Origin of the sequence: Brumimicrobium mesophilum (genome assembly GCF_003025005.1) — a bacterium.
Classification (GTDB): domain Bacteria; phylum Bacteroidota; class Bacteroidia; order Flavobacteriales_D; family Crocinitomicaceae; genus Brumimicrobium; species Brumimicrobium mesophilum.
In genome coordinates, this window is sequence record NZ_PVSS01000001.1 from 227830 (window position 1) to 240705 (window position 12876).

Below are 12876 nucleotides of genomic sequence, written 5' to 3' on the forward strand. Positions count from 1 at the left end.
GAGTTACATTATACCTCTTCTTCAGGCAAGAACAACCTTTTCAACTCAGTCGCTTCTTCTGGATTCATTTTCCCTGCTAAAATTAAACTCAATTGTTTTCTTCGTAAAGCTCCTTCGTAACGGTCTTTTTCCTCTTCTGTTTCTGGTTGAATTTTAGGTACACTGATAGGACCTCCATTCTGATCTACTGCAACAAAAGTATAGATGGCTTCATTTATTTTTGTACGTACTCCTGAAACTTGATTCTCAATAAAAACATCAATGAATACCTCCATTGAACTTGTAAAAGCACGAGAAACTTTTGCTTCTAAGGTCACAACATCTGATTCTTTAATAGGTGATCCAAATGATACATTATTTACAGAAGCCGTTACTACAACTCTCCTACTGTGACGTTGCGCAGAAATTGCACTTGTAACATCCATCCAGCCCAAAAGTTGACCTCCAAATAAATTCCCGTGTGGATTTGTATCGTTAGGTAAAACAATTTTTGTAGTAACTGTCAATGATTCTTTTGGAGATTTTGCTTTCATCTGATATTATTTTCTGCAAAATTAATACAAGCTAGAGACATTTAGGCTTAAAGAAAGATAAATAATGAGTTATATTTTAAATTTCTTTTGGGAATCATGCCAATAAAGATGACTTTAAGCTTCCGCACAAATCACCAATCAAGTATAACTAGGATAAAGTAAAGGTTTTCTATAATCAATCTTCTAGGTGAAAATCCATCCATTAGAAATATATGTATTGAACAAGTAGGCTGTCCAAACAACATTGACAAAAACAGTTGAATACAATCCAACTTTATAAATTTTCGATTGAGATAGATCTTGAAATAGCCAAAAGAAAAATAAAGCAATAGTTAAAAACATTCCAGTATCTGAAAAATTCCATTGTGTTGAATAATCAATCAAACCGAGAGAAAAAACACTAAATAAAGAAAGTGTTATGAAAAAGAAAAAACGATAGGAAGCATCTATTTTACTAATATAATTAAATGAAAAGAATAGCAAACTGAAGAAAAACGGTGTACACAGTACATAGCGAGACAATCCGTTTAAACTTCCACCTTGAAACAAAAGAATAAATAAAAATATTCCAACGATATAAAAAATAGATAAAACTTGAATATAGTTATTTGGTGTATTATCGAAAATCCTAACCATACTCTTTTTAATCGACCCCACTAATTGATTATAAAAAAGCAACAATAATATAGCGAATAAGGGAATCGCAATTATGAAAATAATTCCAAGACTCATTCCAAATCCTTCATGAGACCAATCTCTTATACCGTGCGGAATAGAAAGCACATGGTCCCAATATTTTTGAACTTCAACAAATTTAAAAAATCCTCCACCACTATAACTTTTATGTACAATGGAAACTGTCAAGGTCCCTAATCCAAGAGGTAACAACTTAAAAAATGTGCTTTTTATTGTACTTAGTATTTGCTTATGACCGAGAAGAAAAAATACCTCCGCACCAATTAAAGACAGCATTAAAAAAGTATAAGTTGGTCTTGTAAGAGCGCACAAGAAAAAACCAACAAAGTATATCCAATACTTTTTCTTGGTTAAACCGTACAAGCCAATCGCTCCAGCCAGCAAAAAAGTAGATTCAGTATAAGGAATCAAAAACACAACAAGTGTTGGAATAGAAAAAGCAATCAATAAAGGAGTGTTTCTAAGTAAGGATTTATTGGTTCCAAAGATCTTATAGAGAATTAGTAATGCAATACCAAACAATAGATAATTTATAAAAATCATTCCAATTGGAGGCAAACCCGAGATATTCCAAATTAGAGGGTAAAGCGGAAAAAATGCAAATATGTAATCACCGTTTGCTTTCTCAATATCATAACCAGTATTTTTTATTGTGTGATAATGAACTCCATCCCATTGAACATAATTTTCATTGGTTAATTTCTTAAACGGCGCGTTAACTAATTTCTTGCCGTCAACACTATCTACCCAAGTATCAGATATTTTTCCAAATGTAATCTTGTGAATAGTCTCATTCTGAAGCAATAAAAAAATAAGCCAAAAAGCAGCAAAAAATGAGGCGATAGTTAAAATATTCTTAGGCATTTATTTCATAAAGTAATAGCAATAGGATAAATCTTGTTGCTAAGATTAATATTTTTAGTGGAATTTAATAGCGTCTCTAAATTCTCTATTTATTTTAAACTGATAAATTGTAAATATAGTATCTAATCAATTTAAAAAAAATATCTATCCAATAATTTAACCGTAAATATATCTAATCCACCAAGCATGTAATTAAGCAATTCACTGACAAGATCCTTCTCAAATTTCTATTCCCAACAAGTTGAAAAACAAATTTACTTTAGGATGAAATTAACATAGGGGTATATCCAAAACGAGACGAGAAAATCAAGCTAGTTAGAGCGTTAATCTATAAATATACATTTAAAGACATTAATCAGCATCCAAATGTCTTGGTTCATCAAATTCATCCATCACTTTCACACAAATATTAAAGAAACCTTTAACTTTGTCCATCATGAGTTATACCGTATTTAAAGCTTTACATATTATCTTTATGGTCAGCTGGTTTGCTGGACTATTTTACATTGTGCGTTTATTTGTATACCACACCGAAGCACAAGAAAAAAGCGATCAAGAAAAGCAAATTTTGAGCAAGCAATTTAAAGTGATGGAAAAGAAATTGTGGTGGATTATTACCACTCCAGCAATGATTCTTACTGTTGCTTTTGGAATAACTATGTTGGTCCTAAATCCTATGCTTTTAAAAATGGACTGGATGCATCTTAAGCTCACTTTTGTTGCTTTATTGCTCGTTTATCACTTCGTTTGCCAGAAAATAATGCGAAAATTAGATAAAGATATCTTCACTTGGAACTCCAACAAACTACGTTTGTGGAATGAAGTAGCGACTCTTTCTTTAGTTGCCATTGTCTTTTTGGTCATTATGAAGAATAGCTTGAACTGGATTTACGGAACAGTTGGATTTTTCGCGGTTGCCGTTGCTTTAATGATTGCAATAAAAATTTACAAACGATACAGAAATAAGAAATAATGACATATATAGATACTCACGCACACCTTTACGCTGACCAATTTGATGAGGACAGAGATGAAATGATTAAACGGGCTATCGAAAGTGGTGTTACTAAATTATTTCTACCAAACATTGATATTTCATCCATCAAAAAAATGGAACAATTGGTTGAGGATTACCCTGGAACTTGCTATTCAATGATGGGAATTCACCCTTGTGATGTAGCCAAAGATTGGGAAGCTCAACTCGAAGAGGTTAAAACACATTATAAAAAGGGATACCACATTGGAATTGGTGAAATTGGAATTGATTTGTATTGGGACAAAACATTACAGAAAGAACAAACAGAATCTTTTCGAGCACAAATAAACTGGGCGAAAGAAGAAGAATTGCCTATTGTGATTCACTGTAGAGATTCATTCGATGAAATTTTTGAAGTGCTAGACCAAGAAAATGATGATAGACTTTTTGGAGTATTCCACTGTTTCACAGGAACTGAAGAACAAGCCAATCGCATTCTTAATTATGGAGGTTTTAAATTAGGGATTGGTGGAGTAGTTACTTTCAAAAATAGCGGTGTGGATAAAGCAATTCAAAACATTGACTTGAAAAATATCGTTTTGGAAACTGATGCGCCCTATTTGGCTCCTACTCCATTCCGAGGAAAAAGAAACGAAAGCTCATTCATTCCAATGATTGCAAAGAAACTATCTGACATTCATGGAATAGACGAAGAAGAAGTGGGCAGAATCACAACTCAAAATGCCTTGGAAGTATTCAAATTAAAAGCGTAAATTATGCAACAGTCAAAAGTATTATTGATTTATACAGGAGGAACAATCGGGATGATTGAGGACCCAGAAACTGGTGCATTAATGGCATTTGATTTTGATCATTTAAGCGATCAAATTCCAGAACTTTCACGAATTAACGCAGAGCTCGAAGTGGCATCACTTGGAGAACCAATTGATTCTTCTGACATGAATCCAAAGATTTGGCAAGATATCGCTCAAAAAGTAGTCGAAAATTACGAAGAGTTTGACGGATTTGTCGTCCTTCATGGTTCTGACACCATGGCCTTTACTGCAAGTGCTTTGAGCTTTATGTTACAAGGGTTAAAAAAACCTGTTATTCTTACAGGTTCTCAATTGCCTATTGGAACAATTCGAACAGATGGAAAAGAAAACTTAATCACTTCCATTGAAATAGCAGCATCCAAAGTTGAAGAAGAAAGCATTATACAAGAAGTAGCTATTTATTTTGAATATTCTTTATACAGAGGAAATAGAACTACAAAAGTTTCTGCACACGCATTTGAAGCATTCATATCTCCTAATTATTTAGATTTAGCATTGGCAGGAGTAGACATCAGATACAATACAGCTGCATTCTATAAAACTAAATTACCAGCATTAGATTACAAATATAAAATGGATGACAGGGTTGCCTTGATGAAAATCTTCCCAGGATTCTCAACTTCTGTATACAAAAGCATGTTCGATTTCCAAAAAGTGAAAGCTGTGGTTATTGAATCTTTTGGCGCCGGAAACGTACCCAACAAACCATCATTTTTCGAAATGATTAAAACATATATTTCAGAAGGTGGAATTGTAATTAACATTACCCAATGTTCTTCTGGAAGTGTTTCACAAGGTAAATATGCCAACTCTACAATGCTAAATCAAATTGGAGTAATTAGTGGTGGAGATTTAACCACAGAAGCTGCAATAACGAAGATTATGTATTTGTTGGGGAATTATTCAGATGTGAAAGAGGTTAAGCGTTTAATGCAAGTTTCTTTGGTGGGAGAGTGATTAATTACGAATTTTTGAATTACGAATGACAACTCGCAATTGATAATTCACAATTCGTAATTGCTTTTTATTTTTTAATGAATTTTCGTGTGACTTGTTTCTCTCCATTTGAAAATTTACAGAAATACAAGCCCTTCTTTAATTCTGAAATATCAATAGAATTTTTAAATCCTCCGTTTTCTTGATTTAAAAAACGCTCAGCTTTTACTCGATTCCCTGTAACATCAAAAATGTCAAGTTGGATAGAATTTGAATAGTCATTTAGCGTGAAGTTGAGTTGGTTAGTTGCTGGATTTGGGAATAAGCTAATGTCATTCTCTAAATTATTCTCCAGAATACTGAGTGAACCCATTATTAAAGTATCAGTTTGGACTTTAAAATGCAGTGAGTCATTCTCGGTTGCACCATACCTTATAAGATTTGTATTAACCAAAACTGCAGTCAAATTAGCATCAAAATTTATAAAATTTACTGAAGTCGTATCATAAGCATTGCACCCATGTTGTGTCCAAAAAGCTCTCGTATCAAAATATAAATCTATTGATATAACATTATTGATTTCAGAGACTATGACTGTGTCTATTCTTGGGCAAGAACCACCAGACCCATAAGAAAACGCTACCTCAGAAAATAATTGAAGATTACTGCCTTGAATTAGATAAGTATAATTAGCTCCTAAAAAACCAAATTGACCAAAAGAACTAGTTGAAATAGTAAGGAGTAATGATATGATGGTATATTTTATTATACTTTTCATGATATCGTATTTAAAATTAATATTTATGCAGAGGACCTAAACCCTCTAAGTTAAACCCTTTTTATTGAACTACTAACGTGCTTGCATCTACAATTTCTCCTTCAACAACCAATGCAGTTGTATAAACTCCTGTTGGGTAATTTGATACATCAATACTGGTTTGTGTCTAGCTACAATTTAGCAGATAATTATTTGATGTCGAAAAATTACTTGTACCCACTACCATTAAATAAGCTGAATTCGCGCCATCTGTATCATAATCTATTGTTAAATCTGTACTTACTGGATTTGGACTTAAGTTAATTATTTTAAATCTATTTACTTTAACCTCTACCTCGTCATAATCCTTAAATCCATCAGCATCCGCCACTACTTCCAATTTGTATATTTTGGTAATTTCAGGCGACAAAGTCAAACTGATACCTGTATAAATTAAATTGCCATCCGAGTCGTACCATTTGTATTCTGCTGCTTCATTAATTTGTTCAGCCGTAAGAGTTACATTTTCACTTTTATCAATTTGTTAATACCACCTATAATTCTTGATAAAACACCCGTATTTGAGGGGATTAAAAACCTACAGAAATCACTTGGATGTTTCAAAAATTTCAACCAGCGAATGTCTGTCCAAAATTTTCCGCGTAGAAAATAGTCTTTTAGCAAGCACTTAGGAGAAACTTTAAAACGAGATAAAACCTCGAAATAACAGTTTATAAAGAGGTTTAAGAATCAAAAATCCGTCACCAAAAGATTTGATTTTGTGATTTGACTTTGTTCATCTATCATTTTACTTTCTAAAATCCCAGATTCATCATTCACGAATAAAAAATTCCCAAAAACAAAAAAACCGTTTCGACCTAAGTCCAAACGGTTTTTTATGTCTAAGAATTAGAGCTTATCTAATCCCGTATCTTCTTAATTTTCTATTGTCAATAACATCAGATGATTGAATCAATGCCGAACGGAATTGATTTTCAATAGTTGATATATTTTGAGCCTTGATTTGCTCAATTTCAGCAGAGAAGTCAGTAGTTTCTTCATCCGCAGCTGTTGTTTGATCTACTCTCAAAACAAATACTCCATTTGTCCCTTTCACAGGAACTGATGTTTCACCATCAACTAATCCTGAAAATGCTGTTCCAATAATTTGTGGCTCTCGTCCAACTGCAACGTTACTTGCAGAGAATGTTAATCCTTCTGATTCAAGTTTCGCACCAGTTTTAGTAGACAAAGCTTGAAGATCTTTCTCACCTAACATTTGATCGATTAAGTAATTTGCTTGTTTTTCTTTACGTAACTCGGCACGCATTACATCTTCTACAGTTTCCAATCTTGGAACTCCCTTTTCAATAATATCAGAAACAAGAGCTACAATGATACGGTTCTTATCACGAATTGGTGAAGAACTAAGTGTTCCAGCTTTAGCTTCGTTTTCATAAGCTAAACGTAAAATACGCCCCTCAGCAATTTCATTGAAACCAGCAACAGTTGGCTCTTCATCTTGAATCGTTGCAAAACGAACAGTGTATCCTTGCTCTACAGCATATTTTTCAAAAGCCTCTGCTTTCTCTTTGTTTGATTTCCCACTAAATTGGTCATCTAAATCATAAATATAATTTGAAGCTTCACTGTTCACTTGGTCTGCAGTTGTTTTCGTTGCTTCTATGCTTTTTATTACATCTGCAAGAATAGGACGTTTTGTTGCTTCACGGTCTAAAACTTCAACAATATGAATTCCATAAGTTGTTTTCACAGTTCCAATTGTTCCGATTGGCTTGAAGAAAGAGAAATCGTTAAATTCAGGAACCATTTGTCCTTGAGGAAACTTCTCATACTTACCTCCATTATTTACAGACCCTGGATCTTCACTGAATTCAGTTACCATTGCCTCAAAGTTATTCTTTGAACGTATTACTTTAATGATACTATCAGCTTGAATCTGTGCAGCATCAAATTCCTCTGTCGAACTTGCATTCAACAAAATGTGACGAACAGATGCTGTTTTTTCTTCACCAAATCCTAAAACTTTAGAAATTTTAGCTCCATTTTGACCAATATATGGTCCAATAACATCACCTTTATTAGCGTTCTCCATTTGAGCTGCAACAGATGCAGGATAAGTTGGTCCTTGCGTTGGAACTCCTTCTGGTTTGGCCATAGAAGTTGAATCATTAGCATATCTTTTAAGATCACTATAACGCATTACAAAAAGTGAATCATTTTTAGATGAAGCAAATTTCGGCTTCATCTTATTTAACAATTCAAATGATTTTGTTGAATCCTCTTTACTTGGATTAACTGGAATCACGAAATAAGATATCTTACGACTTGCTTTTTGAGCATACTTCTTATCGTTTTTGTGATCGTTGAAGTATTTTTTCAATTCTTCATCAGTAGGCTCAGCAACTGCGTCATTAGGAACTGTTGTATAGTTTTGATATACATACGTTACATTTTTGACAGTTTTCTTAGCAGTGAATTCATGCTTTCCTTCCAAAGAAGTAGTATGCACTCCTGAAGTAATTAAAGCATTGTATTTCTCCTCCATTCGAACTTGAGCTACATAATCCATCAAATCTTTATACTGTTGAGCACTTCCAGGTTCTGGAGACTCTCTCAATTGATCTAATGCTTGACGCAATTGGTCCGGAGCAAATTCTCCTGTAACAGAGTCTTTGAACTGAGTTGAAATTGCAGATGGTTTGTAACCATTTTGCCCATAAAGAATGTTTTCCAACTCATACTCATCTACGATCAATCCGATTTCCTCGTATTCTTTTCTCATCAATCCATCAATGATTGAAGTTTGCCAAGCCTGACTAGTTGCATTTTTGTCATCTTCCTCAGTAAATCTTACTTGTTGAGTAGGATTTTGCTGTTGCTTGTTTTGCATAATGTTATTACGCGCATTATTAAGGAATTGATTGTACCTATCTTCGTTAACTTTTTCACCGTCAACTGTACCTATTCCGTATACATCTTCTTGTGGTCCATCTCCTCCTAAGTTGAAGTCACCAATGATGAATGCTAACATTGCAATACCAATTACTGCAATCAAAAGCCACGATTTCTCACGTATTTTACCAATTAAAGCCATTTTTTCTGTTTAATTTAAGGTTGCGAATATAATATATTGATTCAAACTATGAAAGGATAAATGTTTATAAAAATTCTTTCTTATTGATTTGTAAGAATCTTTAGTCGAATAACTTCAATTCTACGGTCGGTTACAGCTTCAATCCTCATGCTGTAATTTTCTAATTCTAAGATGGTTCCTTCTTCTGGAATTGACTCCAAATAGTGCAACACAAGACCTCCTAATGTTTCGTATTCTGATGATTCATCTAAATTTAAATCATAATTTTCATTCAAGTAGTCGATATCTTGACGTGCTGAAAACAAATATGTAGTTTCATCAACTTGCTGCTCCAACAATCCATCTTTATCATGTTCATCTTCAATATCACCAAAAATTTCTTCAACTACATCCTCAATCGTAATTAACCCGGATGTTCCACCATACTCATCTACAACAATTGCAATATTTCCATGCTGTTTTGCAAATAACTCCAGCAGGTCTTTCGCTAAAACGGCCTCAGGAACGAAAGCAATAGGAATCAATACTTCCTTTATGCGGTTTGGCTTTTTAAACAACTCAAAACTATGTACATAACCAATGATATTATCAATCGTGTCTCTATAAATCAAAATCTTAGAAAGTCCGGTATCTATAAACCTATTCAGCAATTCATCAATACTCGATTCAATATCTAAGGCAACAATATCTGTTCTTGGTATCATGCAATCTCTTGCTTTCAATTCGGAAAAACCGATTGCATTTTGAAGAATTTGCATCTCATTATCCAAATCGTTCTCATCTTCCATCCGTTCGTTCAAGTCACGAACATAATCATCCAAATCAATTTTAGAAAAGACCATTTCATCCTTACTCACGTCCATACCAAACATTCGCAACAAGCCGTTACTAATTGTCATTGTGAAAATAGTTAGCGGATAAAGTACAGTATAAATCAAAACCAAAGGAAATGAAAGAAATTGAAGCACCCTATTCGGATTAATTTGAAAAGTAGCTTTTGGCAAAAACTCTGCAGTTACCAAAATTAAAAGTGTTGACAAAATCGTCTGAATCAACAAAACAGCAGCTTCACTTCCACCAACAAGAGGTGCAATCCAAGGCTCCATGATTTGAGCCATCCAAATACCATAAACAACAAGAGCAATATTGTTCCCTAAAAGCATTGTCGCAATAAAACGACTATCATTTTTAACAAAGTTGGCTAGGATCTTTCCTGAAAACGCACCTTTTTTATTATCCAATTCTATTTTCAAACGATTGGCTGTAATAAAGGCTATTTCAATTCCCGAGAAGAACGCAGAAGCGGTTAGTGCTATTACAATAATAATTATACTCGAGGGATCCATATATTTAATTAGATACTAAAATTAAATCTTTTTTTAGCTATAACAAGTCTTGTCCAATATCTTTTCGGTAGTATGCTCCTTCAAATTCAATATTTTTAATTGTTTCGTAAGAAGTTTCAATTGCTGATTCTATATCTTTTCCAAAAGAAGTTACGGCTAAAACTCTACCTCCTGCTGTTGCAACTGCTGGTCCATCAGATGAAGTTCCTGCATGAAAAATCAAACTGTTACTCGCTGCATTTAATCCATAAATCATTTTACCTTTTTTATACTTTTCAGGATACCCACCAGAAACCATCATTACAGAAACAGCCGAACGAGGATCAAATTCTATATCTCTTTCAGACAAGGTTTTTGTAGCCACCCCTTCAAACAAATCAACTAAATCAGATTTCAAACGAGGTAAAATCACCTCAGTCTCAGGATCTCCCAATCTACAATTGTATTCAATAACGAAAGGCTCTCCAGAAACATTTATTATTCCGATAAAAATAAATCCATTGTATTCTAATCCATCAGCTTTTAATCCTTTCACTGTAGGAACAACAATCTGATTGTATACTTTATCTGAAAACTTTCCATCGGCAAAAGGCACAGGAGAAACAGCTCCCATTCCACCAGTATTTAATCCCGTATCTCCTTCTCCAATTCTTTTGTAATCTTTGGCTTCTGGAAATACTTTAAATCCATCACCATCCGTTAAAACAAACGTAGACATTTCCATTCCTTTGAGAAACTCTTCTATCACTACTTTCGCTCCTGCCCCACCGAATTTATTATCTAACAACATAGAAGAAAACTCTTTTTTTGCTTCATGCAAATCTTCAAGAATTAAAACTCCTTTTCCTGCTGCTAAACCGTCTGCTTTTAAAACGTATGGTGCTTTTAAACTATCTAAGAAAGCAAAACCTGCTTTAATTGTGTCTTTTGTAAAAGTTTTATGTTTTGCTGTTGGAATATTATGGCGATTCATAAAGTCTTTTGCAAAATCTTTACTCCCCTCCAATTGAGAAGCTTCCTTATTGGGACCAATAACTGAAACGTGAGCTATTTCCTGGTCTGCTTTAAAAAAGTCAGCTATTCCGGCTACCAATGGAGCTTCTGGCCCAACTACTACCATATTGATTTTTTTTTCTAAAACGATTTTCTTCACCGCTTCAAAATCACATGGATCTATTGAAATATTTTCTCCGTATTCTCTAGTACCCGCATTTCCCGGGGCTATAAACAAAGAATCTAAGGTACTGCTTCTTGATAATTTCCACGCCAAAGCATGCTCTCTTCCTCCTGAACCTAAAAGTAATATTTTCATTGTTTTTTATTTGGTGTGCAAAGTTAATATTTCAAGACAATACAAAAGAATAAGTTGAAAGTTTTAGCGTTAATTATTTCATAAACATTATAAAGACATTAAATTTGCTTTCGAAAAATTGTATTTTTACGCCTTGCTAAACGTTTTATGTTATTTACACTAAATAAAACGACTGTTAAAAACAAGAACCCCATGTTATTATGAAAAGTTTTTATACTTTGTTATTGCTTATTATTGCAACACTTTTTGCAACCTCATGTAGCCAATCAAAAAAAGTTAAAGTTGAAGATTTATCTATTGTAGACACTACAATTATTGAGAAAGATTTACTTTTTGGTTTTGACCTAGCCAAATACGATGTAGAATTTGATACTGTTCAAAAAGGTTGGACTTGGAATAATCTTTTTGAATCTTTTGAAGTGGATCAATATACCATTAATACGACTGCCGAAAGATTAAAAGACAGTTTGATTGGCATGAAATACATCTTAGCCGGCAAACCATTTATGGTTTTCAGACCAAAAGATAAAGAAAGCGCTACACCAACTTATTTGGTATATGAACCAGACGTATTTTCATATATTACTTTTGATTTCAATATAGATACTGTAGGAATTCGTAAAGAAATTCGCCCTGTTGAAATACATGAAAGAATGGTGAGTGGACAAATCTCTAAGAATTCCAGTCTTTCAGTGGAATTAGGTGAAAACTTTGATAATTATCAAATGACAGCGGCTATTTCTGACGCAATTGAAGGTGTTTATGCTTGGAGTGTTGACTTTTTCAAACTTCAAGTTGGTGATAAATTCGTTGTATATTATGATGAAAAAAGCGTGGATGGTGTTCCTTATTCAGTTGACAAAATCAAATATGTATGGTTTGAACATGCTGAAAAAGGTCTTTACGCATTCAATTTCACGGATTCAACCGGTGAAGTTTCAGGTTATTATGATGAAATGGCCAATGAAATGAAACGTCCATTCTTGATGTCGCCTCTTCAGTTTTCTAGAATCAGTTCTGCATTTAATATGAACAGACTTCACCCAATTTATAAAACAAGAAGACCACATTTAGGGACAGATTATGCTGCACCAACAGGAACTCCAATTCTTGCAACAGCTGACGGAACAGTATCTAAAGCTTCAAGAAGTCGTGGGAATGGGATTTACGTTAAATTGCGTCATAACAAAACTTACGATACACAATATTTACACATGAGTAAAATTGCCAATGGAATTCGTGAAGGTAAACGTGTTAGGCAAGGAGATGTTATTGGTTATGTTGGATCAACGGGAGCTGCAACAGGTCCTCATGTTTGTTACCGTTTTTGGAAAAATGGTCAACAAATTAATCACCGAGCAGAAAAATTCCCAAAATCAGAACCAATGAAGGACGAAGTGAAACCAGAATATTTTGACCATATTTCACCGTTAAAAGAAAAGTTAGATGTTGAAATATTAAAACTAGCTGTGACTCCTGAATTAGAACCTGAGGTATAATAA

Annotated in this window: 11 protein-coding genes; 4 read left to right on the forward strand and 7 right to left on the reverse strand. The window is 33.7% G+C overall.

Going from position 1 to position 12876, the window contains the following annotated elements:
• Window positions 1-8 precede the first annotated feature (8 nt).
• On the reverse strand, window positions 9-533 hold the full coding sequence (locus tag C6368_RS01035) for an acyl-CoA thioesterase (protein WP_107037313.1): 525 nt from the start codon (window positions 531-533) through the stop codon (window positions 9-11).
• A 183-nt stretch (window positions 534-716) separates the two neighbouring features.
• The gene (locus tag C6368_RS01040) at window positions 717-2093 is read right to left on the reverse strand and encodes a hypothetical protein (RefSeq protein ID WP_107037314.1); all 1377 of its coding nucleotides are present in this window, start codon (window positions 2091-2093) and stop codon (window positions 717-719) included.
• Window positions 2094-2529: 436 nt separating this feature from the next.
• Here C6368_RS01040 and hemJ point away from each other — a divergent pair, with 436 nt between their 5' ends.
• The 3 genes from hemJ to C6368_RS01055 are packed head-to-tail and all read left to right on the forward strand — an operon-like array spanning window position 2530 to window position 4862.
• On the forward strand, window positions 2530-3066 hold the full coding sequence (hemJ, locus tag C6368_RS01045; RefSeq protein ID WP_107037315.1) for a protoporphyrinogen oxidase HemJ: 537 nt from the start codon (window positions 2530-2532) through the stop codon (window positions 3064-3066).
• Complete coding sequence (locus tag C6368_RS01050) at window positions 3066-3842, forward strand: TatD family hydrolase (RefSeq protein WP_107037316.1); 777 nt, start codon at window positions 3066-3068, stop codon at window positions 3840-3842. Before hemJ ends, C6368_RS01050 begins: the two co-directional genes overlap by 1 nt.
• 3 nt (window positions 3843-3845) lie before the next feature.
• Complete coding sequence (locus C6368_RS01055) at window positions 3846-4862, forward strand: asparaginase (RefSeq protein ID WP_107037317.1); 1017 nt, start codon at window positions 3846-3848, stop codon at window positions 4860-4862.
• 67 nt (window positions 4863-4929) lie between these two features.
• On the opposite strand, the gene C6368_RS01060 is transcribed toward C6368_RS01055, so the two are convergent.
• From C6368_RS01060 to purD, 5 genes are all read right to left on the reverse strand, one after another.
• The gene (locus tag C6368_RS01060; protein WP_107037318.1) at window positions 4930-5619 is read right to left on the reverse strand and encodes a T9SS type A sorting domain-containing protein; all 690 of its coding nucleotides are present in this window, start codon (window positions 5617-5619) and stop codon (window positions 4930-4932) included.
• 166 nt (window positions 5620-5785) lie between these two features.
• Window positions 5786-5998 (reverse strand): hypothetical protein, encoded by a 213-nt coding sequence (locus C6368_RS01065; protein ID WP_159038350.1) that lies wholly within the window; start codon window positions 5996-5998, stop codon window positions 5786-5788.
• Between the two features lie 516 nt (window positions 5999-6514).
• Window positions 6515-8716: a peptidylprolyl isomerase gene (locus C6368_RS01070; protein WP_107037320.1), complete on the reverse strand. Its 2202-nt coding sequence runs from the start codon at window positions 8714-8716 to the stop codon at window positions 6515-6517.
• Between the two features lie 80 nt (window positions 8717-8796).
• Window positions 8797-10062, reverse strand: coding sequence for a hemolysin family protein (locus tag C6368_RS01075; protein WP_107037321.1), 1266 nt, complete (start codon window positions 10060-10062; stop codon window positions 8797-8799).
• A 37-nt stretch (window positions 10063-10099) separates the two neighbouring features.
• The gene (gene purD, locus C6368_RS01080) at window positions 10100-11374 is read right to left on the reverse strand and encodes a phosphoribosylamine--glycine ligase (RefSeq protein WP_107037322.1); all 1275 of its coding nucleotides are present in this window, start codon (window positions 11372-11374) and stop codon (window positions 10100-10102) included.
• A 200-nt stretch (window positions 11375-11574) separates the two neighbouring features.
• Between purD and C6368_RS01085 the strand changes: the two genes are divergently transcribed.
• Entirely contained in the window at window positions 11575-12873 is a 1299-nt protein-coding gene (locus C6368_RS01085) for a peptidoglycan DD-metalloendopeptidase family protein (RefSeq protein ID WP_107037323.1), read from the forward strand.
• Window positions 12874-12876 lie beyond the last annotated feature (3 nt).

Excerpts from the sequence above, each read along its gene's own strand:
- C6368_RS01040 (WP_107037314.1), bottom strand. The coding sequence starts at position 2,093 with ATGCCTAAGAATATTTTAACTATCGCCTCATTTTTTGCTGCTTTTTGG.
- hemJ (WP_107037315.1), top strand. The coding sequence starts at position 2,530 with ATGAGTTATACCGTATTTAAAGCTTTACATATTATCTTTATGGTCAGC.
- C6368_RS01035 (WP_107037313.1), bottom strand. The coding sequence starts at position 533 with ATGAAAGCAAAATCTCCAAAAGAATCATTGACAGTTACTACAAAAATT.
- C6368_RS01060 (WP_107037318.1), bottom strand. The coding sequence starts at position 5,619 with ATGAAAAGTATAATAAAATATACCATCATATCATTACTCCTTACTATT.
- C6368_RS01050 (WP_107037316.1), top strand. The coding sequence starts at position 3,066 with ATGACATATATAGATACTCACGCACACCTTTACGCTGACCAATTTGAT.
- purD (WP_107037322.1), bottom strand. The coding sequence starts at position 11,374 with ATGAAAATATTACTTTTAGGTTCAGGAGGAAGAGAGCATGCTTTGGCG.
- C6368_RS01070 (WP_107037320.1), bottom strand. The coding sequence starts at position 8,716 with ATGGCTTTAATTGGTAAAATACGTGAGAAATCGTGGCTTTTGATTGCA.
- C6368_RS01055 (WP_107037317.1), top strand. The coding sequence starts at position 3,846 with ATGCAACAGTCAAAAGTATTATTGATTTATACAGGAGGAACAATCGGG.
- C6368_RS01085 (WP_107037323.1), top strand. The coding sequence starts at position 11,575 with ATGAAAAGTTTTTATACTTTGTTATTGCTTATTATTGCAACACTTTTT.
- C6368_RS01075 (WP_107037321.1), bottom strand. The coding sequence starts at position 10,062 with ATGGATCCCTCGAGTATAATTATTATTGTAATAGCACTAACCGCTTCT.